This is a genomic window from uncultured Methanobrevibacter sp. (assembly GCF_947169325.1).
In the GTDB taxonomy this organism is placed as follows: Archaea; Methanobacteriota; Methanobacteria; order Methanobacteriales; family Methanobacteriaceae; genus Methanocatella.
The window spans coordinates 1-21,328 of the sequence record NZ_CAMVPN010000008.1; the positions used below are offsets into that span (position 1 = coordinate 1).

Sequence of the window (21,328 nt, forward strand, 5' to 3'; positions counted from 1 at the left end):
AAGAATGCAGTTGCAAAGGTGTATTTTCCTTCCTGTTTCAAGTTGATTTGCAATTCAGCCCAACCTGATTCATTGGTGGTTTTGTTGTAAACTTTACCGTTGAATCCAATGAATACAGTTTTATTTACTAATGGGTTACCGTTAGCATCAAATAATTGAACTTTGAAGTAATTACCTCTTTCACCAGCATCGAAATCAATAGCATAAGTTTCGTAGTCACTGGATTTGATTACAGTAGCTTCTCTTACAGGAGCTATGTCTTTTAAGGTAATTTCAGTATCAACAGGAGCTATAGCATCAGTACCCTCATAAATAATTTGCACAGTTGCAGGGAATGGTGCAGTAAATGAGAACCTACCTTGATCGTCGGTTGTAGTGTTGAAGTCAATACCATTGATTATGTAAGTAATGTTAGCGTTAGCGATTGGAGTGTCCAATGCAACTAAGTTTCCACTGATTAAACCAGCACCATCTACAGTAAGGTTTGCGAATTTAGAAGCATATACTTCAGCTGCAAATGTAGTTGCGGTGTGCATAGGTGCGTGTTTGTCGTCACCGGAATAGATTACAACAACGCTGTGTTCACCAGGAGTGACTTCAGCGATAGGAACTACAGCAGTACCGTTTTCATCTAAAGGAACAGTGGTTTCTGTACCGTCAACAATTACGCTTACGTTACCGGTAGCATTAGGAATGCTTACAGTTACGTTAGCTGCTTCACCGATTTTGTAGTCAACAGGAAGAGTAATGTTAGCTTCAGTTGTTTCTTTAGCAGATACAACGATGGTAATGTCTTCACTGTTGGAAACATCATAGGTGCCGTCACCTAAGTAGGATGCGCTGACTGTGTGGTTGCCTTCTTTGTCGAATGCAACTTCAATGCTGTTGGTATTTGAATGCATGAATTCTACTGCATAGAATGTTTCATTATCAACTGTTACAATAACCATTCCTGAAGCACCTTCTGGAATTGTTACGTTAATGGTTGATTTTTCACCAACGAACACATCGTTGCCTGTAATGTTGACTGAAGAGGCTTTCTTGAATACATAGTATGAATCAAATGCCTTAGCGTCAGTGAATGCATCGGTTGCATTTACGTATGCGATGATGCTGTGTTCACCTTCAGTATTGAAGACTGTTACAGTACCGTTTACGACTTCCTGTTCATTGCCGTCGATTAAAACAACAACTTCAGCGTCACTGTTGGATACGACACTGATGTTCATGTATTCAGCGACAGTAATGTTTTCAGGCAATGTGATTGTTACAGTAGCGTTGTTCTTATTAACAATAAATACTCCTACAATAATACCCTCTTTATATTCAGCAGTTTCACTAGCATGAACGGCCATTAAATGAACACCTGATTCATTAGCAATGTATGTTACAGTACCATTGACAACAGGATAGGTTTGGTTATCAATTGTAACAATTAACTCAGCAGGAGTATCAGTAGTAATGTTGATTAAAACAGTGTCACCAACAGTAACGAAATCAGGACCTGTAATGTTAATGGCAGGTACTGCCTTATCAGCGATTTCTACAGGAATAATGTCAGTAGCGTTGACATAATAGTAGTCATCACCTAAGTAGATTGCAGTTACATTGTAGGTTCCAGGTTCAGCGATGAGAATATCGACTGATCTGTTCATGTTTAAGCTGATAGCGTAAATGTCTTCATCGACAGTGATTAATACAACACCTGAAGCTTCATCAGGAAGAGTTACATTAACAGTAGTAATCGCACCTGCTTTTCCAGGGGTTATGTTGATTGAAATCGGAGCATCATTCTTCAAGATTTCAAATGGTTTTACAGCATAAGCTGCAGCGCAGTTATCGTCACCGTTGTAGATAGCGACAATGTTGTGGTCACCAGCTTCGATTTGTTTAATGGTTGTAGTTGCTTTACCTTTGTAAAGACTTAACAGTTTTTCTTCACCGTCAATGATTGCGATTACTTTACCGGTTGCTTGAGCGTTACCTAAATCAATGGTAACTTTTGCGTTTTGACCGACTGTGACATTGGCAACATCAATGGTCATGTTGGTTTCAAATCTGGATACTGTTAAAACAGCTTCAAAATAATCAGCACCGTATGGGTAATCTTCAGTCAAGTATGCAATGACTGTGTATTCACCTGCATCCAATCCTGAAATGTTGATTTGAGCAGTACCGTTGGTTGCATTAATTTCGTATAATTTACCGTTTATGATTAATGACAAATCACCAGTGTCATTAGCATCGTAAGTGATGTTGAATACTGCAGTTTCACCGACAGTAATGTCATCGAATTCAACCAGCAAGTATGGGTTCGCTGGAGTGTTGTTTTCAATGATACCTTCAGTTGCAAATACAGCTCTGTCACCGAAGTATTTTTCAGCGAATAATTCGTTGCCTGTTACGTTAGCTTCATTGCCTTTTTTAATGTAAACTGCGTAGTCTCCGTTAACAGCAATACTGTTAGATTCTATGTCAAATACAGCACTACCGTATTGGACTAAGCTTACACCAGATACAGGAGCGTCTTTTACATATCCTGCTTTGTTTACAACAGTGATACCATTAAGACCAATCATTGCTTCACCGTTCTGCACTTCAATACCTGAGACTAAAGCGAAATCGTTTTTGGAAGTAGCGTAACCTGCTACACTAATATTATTGCCTATACATGCAAGTTTAGAGTTTGCAGGACCCATCATAGGAGAAGCTACGTAAACAGCTAAGTTTGGTCCGTTTGATTCGGTAGTAATGTTGTTTCCAAATATACCAATTTCAGAATCGACAATTTGTATTGCATAAGCTCCACCGGCTGAATCGATACCGGATTTGGTGAACAGTTCGAAATTGTTATCATATAAAATGATATCCTTATCATATCCAAAGTTGATTGCATAAAGATATGTGTAGGTACCTTCTTTAGATACTGTATCGATCATTGTAAAGTTATTGCTTCCGAATAAACCACCAGTGGTTCCAACAACATATAAAGACTGAATTGTTGGGTAGGAACCAGCTATGCTTTTTACTCCAGAATCGATAGAGTTGTACATGAAAGAGATGTTTGTAACATTTCTTATTCTGATAGGGTTTACTGTATTTAGTCCCATCATGAAGTAATCCCAATCGTAATTGGAAGCGTATAAACCAGGCAATTTAGAAGTTACAGTGTTATTCACAACAAATGCATTTGTAACGCCATCTAAATTGATTGCATTAGCACTGTATTCATCATCTGAGACTGTGCTTTCAAAGACGATTGTGCTGTTGAAAATAGCGAAGCCTGTAGTGTTTACTACATCAATAGCTATCGCATCGTAATCGCCTCTAGTGACTTTATAAGTGATGTCCAAATTAGTTAAAACAACATTGTCTCCAGTCACATTTATTAAATCACCTAAAGCGGAGGTTGCACTGTTTACGGTAGTGGTGAATTTTAAACCGTCAATTGTTACGTTGTCGGATGCAATTACCATACCAATAAGGCTTAATGAAGCAGCATCACTTGAAATGTATACTGGCCTGTTAATAGTAATGTATTGAACAGTGCTGGATTTAGCGAATGCTCCTTTGAAGACAAGATCATCATATGGAACTTCATCTTTCAATACACCGTTTTCATCAAAGTAGTTGAAGAATATTTCAGAGTATACGACATTGTCCAATCCGTAGAAAGTTGTAGTTTTAGTTTCAGCATTGATTATTTCATCTCCACTGTAGTCTACAGTAACATCGTTTAATCCAACTTCAATAACGTTTGCAGGAATTTCGAAAGTAGCTTTACTATCTTTATCTAAAGCGATAGGTTCGAATTTTTTACCGTTTACAATAATGGTAACAGTACCAGTAGCTTCAGCAACAGTCACGTTAACAGTGTTGTTGTTTCCACTCCAAGCGTCAGCTACAGCGATTTCAATAATAGCGTTTCTTCCGTTGAGTTTAACAGTGTTGTTTTTATCTGCAGCATAGTTAACAGCGTCATCACCCATCTTATCTACACTGGATAAAACATTTTTGGTAACAGTGTTTCCACTGGTTGATTTTAAATCAACAGCGTAATCTTTTTCTGTGGAGATTTTGTTTCCAGTAATAGTGTTATCGTTTGAATTTACAGTTAAAGCATCTTTCAAGTAGTTGTTAGTGAAAGTAGTGTTTTTAGCAGCAGCTGCAATGGTTACGGCACCGTTGAATGTGTTGTTGTCTACAACAGCTTCTTTACCGGAAATGGATACGGTTTTTGCAGTGTTGCCTGTAGCGTTACAACCTTCAGCGATTGTTAAAGCACCTTCAAGGTAGTTGTCCTCAATAATACTGTATGTACCAGCTGTAAGACTTGCTCCACCAGTAATGGTATTGTTTCTGTATACATTTTTGGTGGAAGTTGCACCCCATTGGTTTACAATACCTGCTCCTTTGAAGTTGAAAATGGTGTTGTTTTCAATAATGTTGTTTGCACCACATACTGTCATACCATACATGGTAGCTGCTTCTTCCATAGCATTATAGATAATGTTGTTGGTATAGTTAGCGCATTCAGGGTTATCTCCAGCACCAACAAAAATGTTGGATGAGACTACATTACCTGATGAACCTGTTACATTAAATACGTTGTTATCAAAGACAGCGTATTTACCACCTTTACCAAGAACTAAAATACTTGAACCTGATCCGCCGTTTTCAAAGTATGAGTTTTTGACTGTAGTGTAATAAGCTCCAGTGTGGATAGCTATGAATCCAGTACTTTGACCGATTGCAGATATATTAACTTTCATGTAAACGTTATCAATGGTTACATTTGAAGCACCTTTTACAAACAGGTCCCCGTTGATAATAGAGATGTCGCTTACGTTAGTGCCGTCTGCACCAGCAACAACATTGAATTTGATACAGTTATCTTTGTGGTTGTCATCACCTGTTGGGTCAACATATTGGAATACAGCATCGCCGGTTGAGGATACAACGTTTACAGGTTTGTTGATGTAAACACTGTAATCACTGATATTACCTAAGAATAAACCTTGGAAGTCTAAGGTAGCTCCTTCAGGAATATGACTAGCTAAGTAATTGTCTTCACCAAAGAAGTTGTAGAATGTTTCATTGGTTATGACAAATGGTGGGCAGTTGTCTTTGACAACATTATTTCCATCATTTACATATGCTGCATCGTCACCAACTAATTCGTGAGCATATAATGTATTTGCAGTGACTGTACTGTTTGTTGCTTTTGTAAGGTAAACAGCATATTTACCGTCAGATTTAACCAAGTTATTGGTAATGTCGAATACATAAGTATTGAAAGCATAACCACTTTGAGCAAAACTTATACCGTAAGCAGCATTAGTTTCATTGTATGCTTTCTTATTTTTAACAGTGATGTCATTTCCGAAAATAGTAACATCATTGGTTGCTAATTCCATACCTGAAACTATAGAATATAAGCCGTCTCCTGCAACACCAGTTACATCAATGACATTATTATAAATAAATGCTTGATGTTCACCAGCCCAATCTGAAGAGTATATTCCTAAGGAATTACCCTTACTGATTGCAACTAAAGTGTTGTCCTCAATTACAACATCAGCACTGGTAATTTGAATAGGATAATCAGTACCTGAACCGTCAACACCTGAAGTGGTATTTACTAAAATATCATTATCGGAAACAATGATTCCTTTAGATCTGTATAAATCTACAGCGTATAAGTAAAGTACATTGCCGTCTTCAGTTTCAGCAGTTAAACTAATTTCATTATCAAAAATAGATGAGTTGGTAGCATTATTTACCATAATAGCATCAAGAGTAGCCCAAGCATTTGCGTTATTAACATTTACAAAGACCTCATTATCGCCGAAAACAAAGTCTTTACAATTTTGGATACCAACAGCCAATGGGTAATCTTGGTCAATTCCGGATTTACCATAGTCAACAGCAATGGTTGGTAATCCTGCAATAATTATGTTACCGTCAACATGGACATTGTCTGAATCACGGATGTCAATTACATGTTGATATGTTTTAGTGAAGTTTGCATCGTATCCACCATTATAAACAATAGCATTATCAATTAATATAAGACCGTCACTTTCAGCTGCACGAATAGCATAGGTATCATTTTTACCAGTGCTTTTCATATTCATAGCGATATCGAAAACAGTCACGTTTGCACCTTTAATATCAATGGCAGCACCATCAATATCTCTAATCATATTAAATCCAGTTAATTTTACATCATCAGATAAAACTTTAAATCCAATATTTTTAATGTTTGTAGTATTATCACCGGAGATAATTACAGGATTATCAATAGTAATAGTGTCAATTCCTAAATCAGAGAAATTGCCTTCAAAGAATAACTCTGCTAAGTCAGCGAATTTAATAACACCGTTTTCATCGAAGTAAGCAAAGAAAGTGTCATTGGTTACAACGAATGGTGGAATGTTATCTTCTACAATGTTGTTTCCACTGTCAATATATACAGCTTCATCACCGTATAACTCATGAGCGAATAATGTGTTGTCAGTGACATTTGCATCTACCACATTCATAAGATAAACAGCGTATTTACCGTCAGTGTTAATTACATTGTCAGTAATGGTGTAAGTGTGGTTTCTTTTATTGCTTGAAGAATAACAGATACCGAATAATCTTGCATCATCACTATAGTTAGCAATGGATCTTGTGGTAATTCCATTATTTGCAATAACTACTTCAGTAATGGATAATTCCATAGCGGTAACGAGATTGGATTTGCCGGTACCTGGTTTACCGGTTATGTCAAACAGGTTGTTGGTAATTTCAGCATATACTTTACCACCAACATAATCTGAATCTGAACAGTAAATACCGTAAGCATAACTTTTACCTTCTGAAGTAAATGTGTTATTATCAATTACAAAATCAGTGGTAACACCATTAAGCTGCATGCCATAAACGGAACCTTTACCTTCAGCACCAGTAGTGGAATTTACGGTAATGTTATTTCCTGAAATGATACCTCCATCGATTGCATATATATCTAAAAGATATAAGTAACCAGCTTTTTTATCTCCATTCTGATCCATTTCAATGAAGTCATTGTCTTTTATTTCTAAGTTTTTGACACCTTTAACCATCATAAGATCAAGAGTAGGATATGAACCGGATGCATTTAAAGCAAGAAGGTGAACTGTATTTTCGGCAAAAGTAATGTTTTCACCGTTTTGGATACCTACTGCTAATGGATAATCCTGGTCAATACCAGCAGCATTTCCATAGTCTACATCCAAAGCAGGTAAAGCTGCATCGACATGATTTTTCCTGATAATTACGTTGTTTGAATCACGAACTTGAATTGCCTGTTGGTATACTTTAGTGTTATTTGCATCTACTCCTGCAACGTAATAAATAAAGTTGTTTAACAGTTTAAGATTATTACTTTCAATTGCACGGATAGCAAATGTGTCTTCTTTACCAACATTTTCAATTATAACATATACATCATCGACAGTGACATTGTTACCTTTGATGTCAATGGCAGCACCATCGATGCTTCTTACAATATCAAAACCAGTTAATTTAACATTGTCTGAGATAACTTTAAATCCAATATCCATGAACATAGTATCATTTTTATTACTAATTGTGATAGGAGTATCGATAGTTATTGTGTCAACTCCCAAATTGGAAAAATTACCTTCAAATGTTAATTCTTTTGCGGAAATACTCTTGTTGATAACTCCGTTTTCATCAAAATAATTGAAGAAAGTGGAATTGGTCACAACAGTTTCATCTGCTGCGAGTATTTCACCAGAGCTACTGCCCTCAGTTAGAGTTTCACTCCCCTTTGCATCATCAATAGACAAATCTACAGCATCATCAGCCGCAACGGCTAAATCAGCATCAAGATTGTCTGCTGCACTAACCGCACTGACACAAGCTAGCATCATTACGACTAGTATTGCACAAATAAAAATATTTTTATTTATCTTCATTAAATCACTCGAATTAATGTATTATAAAGTTAATGTAAAAAAAATTAAATTTAACTTTACAAGTTTAATGTATGTATACCCTACTATATAATATTAATGAAAAATTAAAAAAAATGCAGAAAAATGGACTAAAATAGACTTTATTAAAAATTAAAATAAAAATAAATAGCTATTTTTTAATAGTCAATTTATTTTTAATGCTTGTTTTGGAATAAGTTGTAGTAATGGTGTATTTGCCAACTTTCAAATTAATCTTGATTGTGATTGTTGCAACACCTTTCTTGTTGGTTTTTGCAGTGTATTTCTTGTTCTTGATTTTGAAAGTCAGTTTCTTGCCTGAAATCGCCTTTCCTTTGGAGGTCTTTAAGGTTGCCTGGAACTTATATGATTTTGCCTTTTTCTTTGAGACGTTTTTGGCCTTTAAGACCTGCTTTACGACAATCTTGTTTGAGGCCTTATAACCCTTGTATTCTGCAGTAACAGAGTATGTCTTAGGAACAAGATTTATCTTCAGGCTGGCATAACCGTTTGCATCGGTTTTTGCAGTGTAGGTTTTTCCGCTTATTTTAAAGCTGACAACTTCGTTTTTGCCTACATATTTTCCGTCATCGCCTACAACACGAACCTTAAATGCAGATCCGTCAAGGTAATCCATTGTCAAATCATTATTGTTGGTGATTCTTTTTGCAATTGTAAGTTCCTGAAGGGTGCTTTCGCCGGTAGCAAGATTTATGATGGAAACTTCATATCCTCCAACATTCAGATTGCAGTTCAATGTTGCAACACCGTTCTTATCTGTGGTGGTATTGTAAATCACACCATTTACAATGAATGATACAGCCTTATTTGATAAAGGTGAACCGTCATTTGCTAAAAATGTCGCTTTAAAGTCAACGCCGCTGTTGTATCCCCTTGTCATTTTGCTGGAGAGAATAGTGGATAAAACTTTCAATTTGGTTGTTTTGTTTGAAGGCTTTAAATAGTCATTGCCTGAAAATACTGAACTTGCCTGATAATCGCCCGGACTCATATCTAACTTAATAGAAACTTCACCATTTTTATTGGTAGTTAAATTATATTTAGTATCTCCAATTAGAACTGTGAGTTTTTCGCCAACTATTGCATTTCCTTGAGCGTCTTTTAAAGCAATCACATACTGAGAACCATAGTATGAATTTGCATCCTGCGCAATGATTTGAGTGTCACTGAATACTTTAAAATCACATGAAATCTCTTTTGGATTGAATCTATTATCACCCGAATATGAGATTTTAGCTGTTTTATGGCCTGCACTTAAATTAGGAACCGAAATAATCATGTTATTTTGAGAAATGGTCTCAGTATAATTTTTTGAGTCGATTTCAACAGTGATTTCACCTGTCAAATCATCACCAAGAGTTATCATCACACTGGCGTTTTCACCAATATTAATGTCAATAACACTTGCTCCAACATTAGCGTCTGCCAAATCGGCTTTACCTATAGCTTTCAGGGCATTTGAAGTTGTAAGATAAATTATTCCATTTTCATCCATTACAGGAGTTCCAACAATTTCATCACCCATATCTGACTTCCATAAGACATTTCCAGCATTATCGAATGCATATAACATTTCATTTGATCCCATGTAGAGATTTCCATCACCGCCAATCAGGATTCCTGATGTGAAGTTCAAGCTGGAAATCAGCTTTTCACTGCCGTCAACTACATCATACTTGTAGAGGTTTCCTTGAGAATTAATGAAATACAATCCATTTTCCTCATCCAAAGCCAGATGACCTCCGGAACCGGTTACAGGTGTTTTCCAGATGACGTTTCCCTGAGGAGTCATGGCCTGAATGTTGTTGTTGAATACAGTATAGACAATATTTCCAGAACCTGCAACTGGACGCACTCCATGTGTGTTGCCTGATATTGATGAGGATATTTCTTTTTTATCCAAATCAATGATTTTTATGCCATCACTGCATGCAATTACCGCATAATTATCTCCTACAAGTACTGGAGCTGCGATAGGTTGGGATTTGCCTAAAGAAATCAAGATTGGGTTTCCGCCATATTCCCATAATGAATAAGGGATTATAACAAACTTGTAATCTTCAAATGAATTTTGATATTCGCTTGACACATAAATATTCGAATTTGAATCAGTGACCGGAGCGAATAGGCTTGATGCCTGATAAATATGTGAATAGCCATAACGTTCACCTGTTGTCTGATTAACGAAGAACAGGGAGTTACCCTCTATAGGTATGATGACCACTTCACGACTGATTGATAATCCTGAGATGTTGTAACTTACATAATCATAATTCCAGCGTTGTTTTCCTGAACTGCTGATTGAATAAACACCTGAAGAGGTAACAATTAAAACGTTGCCTTCACTGTCAATGACAATGTTTTTCGCCATGCCTTCGGCATTATAAGTCCACAATATTGCTCCATTGGAATCGCTCTCATATGGAGATTTTCCATCGTTTCCAATGTCATATCCCTGATTTGGCCATTGGGCTGTTGAGTAATCAAAAACTGTAAACTCAGTTGTATTTTCAATACTGTTGTAATTGTCGCTGATTAATGTTGCAGATATTTCATGTGATCCGACAGATAAGTCAGACACTGTCCATGTGACCTTGCCAATGGCATTTATTGCCTTTGTAACAATATTTTCACCGCAGATGATTGTAATGTTACCTGTAACGCCGTTTGGAACTGATACTTCAATTATTTCAGAAGCCCCTACTTTAATGTCACTGGCTTTGATGAATAAAGTTGTATCTGCTTTCAGGACATTGAATGATGCTGAGGAGTTAGCCGAACCATAGTAGTCGTCACCATTATAGCTGACATGAGCGGTTTGTGGTCCAACACTTAAACCTGAAATAGAAACACTGACTTTTCCATTTTCAAGTTTTGCAGTCTTATTCTTACCGCCAGCATTGACATTTACGTTTCCGGTTGCATTACTGTTCACTACGATATTGACGATTGCATCCTGACCGTATGCAATGTCCAGAACATCAACTGAAATTGTCGGTTTTACTCTTCCCACACCAAAACTAACCTCATCTTTACTTGATAAATACTTTGAATCCCCATTATAAACGGCAGTTATATTGTAATTGCCTCTGGCAATTGATTTTATTGTATATTCCGCTTTTGAGTTTGTGAGCGTTAATGTTGCAGGCTCGCCGTTGATGAATAAGATAACATTGCCTGTTGCACTTTCAGTTACCTCAATTGTCAATCCAACATCCTTGCCAAGCTCCACATCACCTAAAGTGATTTTTGTTGTGGAATTGAGCTTATTTACATTAACGGTTACGTTTTCAGCTGAAGCATACCAATGTTCGTCACCGGAATAGCTAACCTCAACCACATTTTCTCCAACCGGCAAATTATTAAGTTCAAATGTTGTTTTAGAGCCAAGAATATCTTTTGTTTGGCCGTTGATTGTTAGTTTTCCACTGACTTCATCGCCGAATTCAACTTCAACGATTGCAGGTTCTCCAACATATGATTCCTTAACAGTCACAAACATGTCAATGTCAGTTTTTGCATGTGAAAATGTCAATGTTGCCTTATAACCATTGTATTCCGCTGAAATAGTTCCATCAAAGGATGTTAAAGTGTAAGTTGTGCTTGCCACACCATCAGTCAAAGTGATTTCACTGTCTGATGCCTCACCGCCAGTGGCTTTGATGTTAAACGTAATATTGCCAAGTTTGTTTGCATCGTAACTGGAAACGGTTCCTCCTTTTGTCACAAGATTATTCAAGTCAAATGTAACTAAAACCTTTTGATTTTTGCTTATTGAAGTGGCATTTGCTGATGCGTTTAAAAACAGCCAGTTATCGCATGCAAATGCTATAGGAGCAGCAGTGTAATTTTGCCATGTATTTCCCCACCAGTTTGTGCTGAGATTTTTATAAACATCTAAATTTGATGCTGAAAAAACAGCGTTCTTTTCATTTTCATGCGCATTATTCAATATGATTGAATTTGATACGAAAACATTGGCATCTCCACCTTCAACATATATTGCTGCAGATTTTTTCCCTAAATCAACATTATCTGAGAAGGTACATGAATCAATGTTAACTCTCGCAGAATGCGCTATTTTAATGCATGATGAGTAATCATTTGCTGAAGCCACTTCATTAGCAATGAAGTCAACATTTGTAATTGTCAACGGATAACTATCCGCATCAAAGTTTATGCAGCCATACTTGACTTTGTTTGATTTGAATATTGAATTGGTAACAGTTCCTTTCAAGCCTGTCTTTTCACCGACTGTTGTTATCAATGAAGGATACGAGGTCTGTGAAGCGATATTGTTAATAAAAGTACAGTTGTCTATTAAAAATTCGTCTGATTTGATTAGCATCATATAAACATTATTCTTGTTGTGATTTGTGAATTTGGAATCATAAACTTCTATATTTTTTGCCTCAATCAATGTGGTTCCGGTTAAACCTGAAACGGAATTGGCGTTGAATTGGCAATTAACAATTTGGGCATATCCGCTGCTTTGCCTAATGACTCCAGTATTTTTGGAGGTGAATACAATATTGTCAAATAGGACATTTGAAATTGTGAAATCGGAATTGTTTGAAACAGTGAAGATTGTATTTGGTAATGTGCCTGTGAACTTTACACCATCTTCACCCTTTATGGTCAGCTTATAATCCACCTGAATATTGGACTCGGAAAATGATCCGTCCATGATGAGTATGTTGCCACTTGCCCTTGCAAGTTCACATGCCTTTGCGATTGTGGCAACTGGGCTTTGTCTAGATGTACCATTATTGTTGTCATTTCCTGATCTTTGTGAGACATAAATATATTCCTTAGACGTACCGACAGAAACCTCATTACTTTTACTGTTTGATATAGATGGAGCTATGTAAACTTGGCACTTTTCCAAGTTTTTCAAATCAAGGGTGAAATCTTTGCCTGTAATTGTCTTGAAATACTTGCCGTCAACGTAAACGTTGTAGTCAGATTTGTCCAAAATATCTGAATCGTAATAGTTTTCATTCCTTAAGTTGGCATCAATATGTATAGTAACTTTATCACCTACACTTTCATCAGCAGTGAGCTTGAGTTTGGAAAACTCGATTGAATTGTTGAAATAGTAATTATCACTGATTTTACTTGTGGAAACTGAATTAAGATTAAGTACCAGTACATCACCGGTACGGGTATGATTAATAAACCTATTACCTATAATAGTAACATCAGTATTAATAGTTTGACCCTGAGCATATACACAAATAGCAGTACCTATAGAAGCACTATTTTTTATAAAAGTATTGTTTAATATATTAACAGTACCTTGACCAAGTACAGATATAGCACCACCACGACCAGTACCACTAGTAGACAGTTCTGTTAAACCCCAACATAAATTCTCATTATCTTTAAATAATGAATCTTTTATATAAATATGAGGAGTAGTTAAATGATTATATGCACCTATTGCACCACCACCATTATTAGTGGTACAATTATTGCCGATAAATATAGTATTATAAATCTGTAAATAACTATATGTATATAGTGCACCACCATTCCAACCAGCCAGATTACTTATAAAGTTGGAATCATATATGGTAGTATTAGCTCCACTATGAGTATGTATTGCACCAGCCCACTGAGCAGCAGTATTTTTATAAAATGTTGAATTTCTTACCACCAATTGACCACAGTTATTAATACAACCAGGTTCTGTTCTGGCATAGTTTCCCTCAAAGTATGAATCAGTAACATCCATACGTGCACCATAACAACCAGCCTGAACAATATCATCAGGATCATAAACACTTACGCAACCAAAATCAGAAGTAACATTAATAAAAGTACATTGGGTAAGTGATGCATATCCCCTCATCAGGCATACCAGTGAGGAGTGGCCTCCATCCAAATTGGAATTTGTAAAGTAACAGTTTTCAATGTAATTTTTTGAATTTCCTGCCATCTGCAAGAATACTGCATTAGGTTGATATTGTACTGAAATCCATTTAAAGGTTACTCCTTTTAATGTTATTCCGTTTCCTGAGTTTTCAGGAACATTTATTGCCAAATATTTAATTGATTGAGCATTAGAATTATCATCACCGAAATATGCTCCTGAGCTTCCGATGATTGTAACGTTGTTGTTAACTTGAATCTGATAACTTTCATCATCAGGATTTGTCGGATAATAATTGGTATCCTCTTTAAGTTTTAAAACATAGTTCTTATCGCTTTTAGAGCAATATACCTGCAGATCGTTCCAGTTGTTTACAGTAATCGCATCGGATTGCTCTGCGATTAAATCACCTAAAGCATTGCCTGCGCTTAAGTCAAGTGAATCGTCACTTGCTGCAGTTATTGTTGCGTTTTCAAAATCGCTGGCGGATACGCTGCCTGCAGCGAAAATGAATATTATCAACACGACAAATATTAAGTATTTTATATTAGACCTCATAAATATCAACCTATTTGATAAAAATTTTAAAATACATTAGTTATTTATGTTAATCAATCTATATAAACGTTAAACTTTAATTGACAAATTCGGTTGAAGAAAAGAGAAAATAAGAATTTAAAAATTATCCAAAATCGATGAATAGATAAAAAAATGAAATGTGACACAAAGCCACAATCTTTTTAAGACAAAAAAATTAAAAGAAGTAAATAATGAAAATACTACTTTCCATTATTTTTTAAATATAATATTCTTTTTGACAGTGTTTTTGCCATAGGTGGCTTGGTAAGTGTATTTCTTACCTGTTTTAAGCTTTTTGTAAACACTGTTTTTTATGGTGAAAGTGGCAACCCCCTTCTTGTTGGTTTTTGCCGTGAATGTCTTTTTGTTGAACTTCAAGGTAATCTTTTTATTTTTCAAGTATTTCTTGTTTACCTGTTTCAAGGATACCTTAATCTTGATTGATTTTGCTGATTTTTTTGCATTGACATTGTTGGCATTGATTATGCTTTTAACAACAACCTTATTGCTGGTTTTCAAATTGCCATAAGTTGCAGTTACTGTGTATGTCTTTGGAGGCAAGCTAATCTTGAGTGAAGCATATCCATCTGCGCAGGTAGTGCATGGATAGTTTCTACCGTTGATGTTGACAGTGACTGTCCTTCCTTCCAATGGAGATCCGTCCTGTGTAAGACAGACCTTGTAGTATCCTCCTGCAGTATAGAGCATTGAAACATCATGGCCTGTTAACCTGATTATTAGAACGTTGACAATTTCAGATTTTACGATTGGGGAGTACATGTCATCTCCGGAATACATTACTGAAATGTTATGGCTTCCGCCAGACAATTCAGGTATGTTGATGTTGGCCTTGCCTTTTACCACATCAGCAGTGTATTTTTCACCATCAACAATCACTGTTAGTGTTCCTGTTGCATCTGAGGGCAGATTGATGCTGTAACTTGTCAAATCATCTGATTGAGGTAGAACCTCTTCACTTGGAGGAATTTCTGCCTTCAATACCTTGACTGAAAGTGTTTTTGAATCTGCCATGTACTTATCATCATTTGAATATTTTACCTCAGCATTATATGCACCAGCAGGCAATCCAGGAACATTTATAGTAGCATTTCCATTTGATGAGACATTTGAGTATTGTTTACCGTTAATGTCAACCGTTACTGTGCCTGATGCATCAACCGGCAATTTTGAAACATTAATGATTAAATCCTCACCATAGTATATGTCACTGGCTTCAACTGAATAATCAACATTACCTTTTAAGATGTTGAATTTGACTTCAGCATTTCCGGACTTGAATCTTGAATCACCTGCATAAGCGATTTTGGCAGAATGATTTCCAGGAGCTAAATTTGAAATTACAAATGATGCCTGACCATTTTTAATTTCTGACTTGTTTACGTAAGCTCCATCGACATTTATTGATATGCTACCAGTTGCTTCACTTTCAACATGAATATCAACTTTAACATCACTGCCAGATGACTCGTCAACATTAGCTGAAACCTTTGAGTCCTTTAGGCCAGCATTAGTGATTGCAACAATCCTGTTTCCACTGATTGCATATATGACTCCTTTTTCATCCATTACAGGTTTGCCGGATAAGCTTTCATTCAGGTTCGCTTTCCAAAGCAGATTTCCTTCAGAGTCTAGTGAATAGAATTCTCCGTTTTCACATCCTACATAAAGAACATCATTCTGGCCAACCAGAATTGCCTGTGAAACGTTATTTTTAAAATCATAAATCAATACTTCCTCACCTGTTGAATATTCATATAATGCTCCTTCTTTGGTGATAGAAAATATTCCTCCGTTTTCACCGACTGAAAGATAATCACCAGGCGTTCCGTTAATGTTTACTTTCCACATGCTTCCGTCAGGAGTGATTGCGACAACTGAGTTTCCTTCAATTGTATACATTATGTTTTCACTGACAACAGGGCGGACGTGAGTAATGACCTTAAAGCTGTTTGTGACTGATTTTGATGCAACATCTATTATCCTTAGACCGTCCACGGTAGCGACTGCAACTGTATTGTTGTTTATGAGGACTGGAGCGGATGTTGGAGCTGACTTGCCGATATCTATCAAAATAGGAGCTGTGCTGAATTCCCAAATGCCGTATGGAACTATAACAAGATTATAGGATGATGTCTTGGTCTGGTATTCGCTTGTAATGTATATATTAGCATTCTCATCAACAACAGGTATGAAATAGCTTGAGCCCTGAAATATGTTGTTGTTTAGAGCCGCACCCGTAGTTTGGTTGATAAAGAATAGTTTATAACCAGATTTTGGAGATAGAATCATGTCACGGCCAATTGCAATTCCTGTGAAATTTTCACCTGCTTCATCTGCTTTGAAAATCCAATTTATACTTCCATCAGTGTTTTTTAGTGAATATATGCCTTCGGATGTTACAATATATATATTTCCCTCACTGTCGATTGCCATGTTTGCGATAATGCTTGCGTTAATGTTGGAAATCCATGCAACATTACCGTTTGCATCACTTGGGTAAGGTGAACTTTCAGTGTTTTTAATATCATAACCTTCATTCGGCCATTGAGGATCATCCCATGCAGTCACGCTGAATGTTTCACTCAGATTTACAGCTAAATAGTTTTCATCACCTGCGTATATTGCTGTAATACTGTAACTGCCAATGCCCAAATCAGAAACTACACGTGTAAATAGGCCCGTTCTTGGGATTTCTGCATTCTCGCTTCCATCAGGAGTAACAATACGTAATGTGCCGGTTGTTCCTTTTGTAATTGCAATTATAACATTTAATGTTTTTCCTTCCTTGATATCATCCACATCAATTGTCAGAGAAGGTTTTGCCTTTAAAACATTAAATGATTTTGAAGTATTGAATCCAAGATATGTAAAATCACCAGAATACTTAATTTCAGCCACCTTATCGCCTGCAGTCAAATCTGAGACGTTTAAAGTGGCTTTGCCGTCATTGACCTCTGCAGCATAATCCTTGCCATCGATTGTAATTGTAACATTTCCTGAAGAACCGTCGTTTAAGACGATTGTAAAGACTGCATCTTCACCGTAGGTAATATCAGCAACATCTACTGTCAAAGAAGAGTTCAATCTTCCAACATCGATTTGTGTGGAATTTCTGCATGTGAGATATTTCGCATCTCCACCATATGTTGCCAAAATATCATATAATCCGGAAGAGATGCTTTTTATTGTATATGTTGCTGTTCCAGATGAAACTGTAACGTTTTCCATTTTGCCGTTTACATTAACTGTTATGATACCTGATGCCTCATTGTTGAGAGTAAATGTTAAAGTGACATCACTTCCAACCTCTACGTTTCCTTTGGAAATCACTAATGTTGAATCATATTTTTTAACCTTAAATTCTGATGTTAAATTTCTTGATAAATAGTTTTCATTACCGAGGTAATTAACTTCAACAGCATAATCGCCAGCCTGAAGATTTGATACAGTAAATTCAACATTTCCGTTTGAAATTGCCTTTTTATCACTGATATCGTCAAGCTTAATTTCAATTTCACCAGTTACGTCCTCATCGGTTTTCACTGTAATTCTGACTGGATTTCCGTAATAGGTATCGTTGATGTCTATACCCATTTGAGGGGATGCCTTTTCGACACTGAATAATTTTACATAGGATTTTTCACAATACTTTGAATCGCCTGCATATGTAAGGTTGATGAGATATTCTCCGGCATCCAATTTTGGAATGGCAATTTTATCGTTGAAAGAATAACTAACATTGTTTATTATCAGTGCCATTTTACTTTCATCAATGTCATCAGGCGCTGTTATTGCAATTTCAGTAGCGTTTCCATATGTGATATCATGAACATCAATGCCAATGTCCGCATCGATTAACGCCCAGTTGAAGAGGAGTGTTGCGCAGACATTATTGAAATGAACTGTGACTGAACCTCTTGTCAAGCTTTGCAATTTGTATTCCACATTGGCGCTTCCCCTTACGAGGTTTACTTTAGAAGAACTTAGAGTACCATTTATTGCATCCATCTCCAATTCAATTTTAGGTAACTTTCCAACATCACGGAAGAATATATAATTGGTCCTGTTGACGGCATGGGCAAGGTCGATTTCAAGTGACGCCTTTTGGTTTATTGCCAAATCAGTAGTGTTTGGAGTCACATTCAATATCAGCCAGTTATTGCATGCATCTGCAGCCACTGGAGGAACGATTGAATAGTCCTGCCAGGTATTTCCCCACCAGTTCCCATCAAGATTCCTGTATACAATAAAATTTGAAGAAGTTGAAGCAGAAAATACCATATTAAAGCTGTTTTGATAGGAATTGTTCAATATTATTGAATTTAAAACATAAACAGATGCGGAACTTCCACTGACATGAATGACTGCTGACTTATCACCCAAATCCACATTGTTCATGAAAATCGATGACTCTATCGTAACTGTAGGAGAATTATCAATTTTAATTCCTGAAGAGACATCATTAGATGAGCCCACCTTATTTGCAATGAATTTAGTGTTTGTTATTGTTAATGGCTTGGAATTTGCATCGAAATAAATGCAACCGCTTTTAACTGTGTTTGACTCGAAAATTGTGTCCAATATTGTTCCCTTTACTCCTGATTTTTCAGAAACTGTTGTAATCAATGATTTGTAGGAGGTATGGGAAGCGACATTGTCCTTAAAAATACAATTGTCAATTAAAAACTCATTTGCCTTGATTAAAGTGACATGAACATTATCTTTGTTATGATTGGTGAAATTGGAGTTGTACACTTCAATGTTTTTCGCTTCAATAAGATTTGTTCCTGTCAAACCTGAAACATGATTGCTGTTGAATCGGCAGTTTTCAACAACTGTAAATCCACTGGCCTGCCTTATGATTCCTGTGGCCTTTGTTGTGAAGATGAGACCTTCAAAGGCAACGTTTGAAATTGAAAGGTCATGGCTATTCATGACTGTGAATAGCGTGTCTGTGCAGCTGCCTGTGAACTTAACATTATTCTCACCAATAATATTTAAATTATAATCAATGCTGAAGCCATTTTCCTCAAATGTTCCATCCATTATTACAATATTTCCTTTGGTCTTTGCAATTTCAACTGCCTTTTCGATTGTTTTGACTGGAGTTGACCTATTAAGGCCATCATTGCCGTCATCACCTCTCTTCTGTGAAACATAAACATATTCCTTTGGAACTCCTACAAAAATCTCATTAGTTTTGGCATTGGATATGGTTGGCACTGCATAGACATTGCAGGTTTTGCAGTCTTTAAGGTTTAATGTGAAAGTCCTGCCAACTACTGTCATATTATATACCCTATCCACATAGATGTCATAAAGAGTAGTGTCTAGAATGTCGCTTTCAAAGGAATTCGGGTTTTTAAGCTCGGCGTCAATGTGAATGACAACATCGTCACCTACCTTTTCATCAGCCAGCAATCTAATCTTTTTAAATTCAAATGAATTGTTATAATAATAATTGTCCCGGATTTCACAGTAGGAGGAATCTGTTAATCTGATATCCAAAACGTCACCGACACGGGTATGGTTGATGAATCTGTTTCCAACCAGTATCACATAAGGTGATCCGTATCTTGCTGCATTGATTGCGCATATTGCAGTTCCCAAAGAAGCGCTGTTTTTAATGAAAGTGGTGTTTCTAACCTCAATTCCACCTTCATCCATGATTGAAATCGCTCCTCCACGGCCGGTACCTGATGACAGCTCAGACAAAGACCAGCATGTATTCTCATTGTTTTGGAAAAGGGAATCCTGAACATAGATGAAAGGAGCATGAATATGCTTACATGCACCTATTGCACCTCCACCGTTACTTGTGGTACAGTTATTGTTGAGGAATGTTGTGTTATAAATCTGCAGATAGCTATAGGTGTACATTGCACCACCATTCCAACCTGCCACATTATCCAAAAACAGTGAATCATATACCGTGGTATTGGCACCGCCTGTAGTGTGTACTGCACCAGCCCACCAGAAAGCTGAATTCTTATAGAATGTGGAATTCCTGACTACAAGTATGCCGCAGTTATTAATAGCCCCAGGTGCGGTTCTTCCATAATTGCCTTCAAAGTAGGAGTCGGTAACATTCAGACGGGCACGGGTACATACTGTAGTAGGGTCATCATCAGGATTGTATACGCTTATACAACCGAAATCATTGGTACAATTAATAAAGGTACAGTTTGTCATTACCATATCACCAAGCTTGATATGAAGTATTGCGGAATGACCCAGGGTGGTAGATATGTCAGTGAAGTAGCAGTCCTCAAAGTAGTTGACGGCATTGCCGCCCATGACCATGAAAAGCCCATCAGGCTGGTAACGAGAAGCAATCCATTTGAAAGTAACTCCCTTGAAGGTGATTCCGATTCCATTATTGTCTGGAACTTTCATTGCAGTGTAGGTAATGTTACGAGGATTTGGAGATGAATCTCCAATATATGCGCCTTGAGATCCGATAATTGTGACGTTATTGTTGAATATTATCTGGTCGTCACTGGATGATGCGTGTTTCGGATAATAGTTGGTGTTCTCCTTAAGCTTCAGGACATAGTTCTTGTCGCTTAGAGAAGCATAATACTGAATATCCTCCCAATCCTTCACTTCAATTTCACTTGAATCAGCAGAAATTACTGAAGAATCGTCAATTTCCGGATTATCCTGTCCGACAGTTGAATTTAAATCAACCACATCGCTTGCAAAAGCGTTTCCAATACAAAATAACAACATTAACGATATTATAATCATTAAACTTACTTTAAAAAACTTCATGACATCTACCTTTTATAAGTCAATGATATATCTCTATTAATGAAAATATTTAAACTTTTCAAATTTAATT

The 21,328-nt window shown here is 36.6% G+C and carries 3 protein-coding genes; all 3 read right to left on the reverse strand.

Annotated features, from left to right (window positions below):
* The coding region (locus tag Q0W26_RS02250) for an Ig-like domain-containing protein (protein ID WP_298521906.1) at window positions 1-7,970 on the reverse strand (7,970 nt) is incomplete at its 3' end.
* A 169-nt stretch (window positions 7,971-8,139) separates the two neighbouring features.
* Window positions 8,140-14,442: an Ig-like domain repeat protein gene (locus Q0W26_RS02255; RefSeq protein ID WP_298521908.1), complete on the reverse strand. Its 6,303-nt coding sequence runs from the start codon at window positions 14,440-14,442 to the stop codon at window positions 8,140-8,142.
* Between the two features lie 231 nt (window positions 14,443-14,673).
* A complete protein-coding gene (locus Q0W26_RS02260) occupies window positions 14,674-21,216 on the reverse strand; it encodes an Ig-like domain repeat protein (RefSeq protein WP_298521911.1) in 6,543 nt (2,180 codons plus the stop codon).
* Window positions 21,217-21,328: the final 112 nt, after the last annotated feature.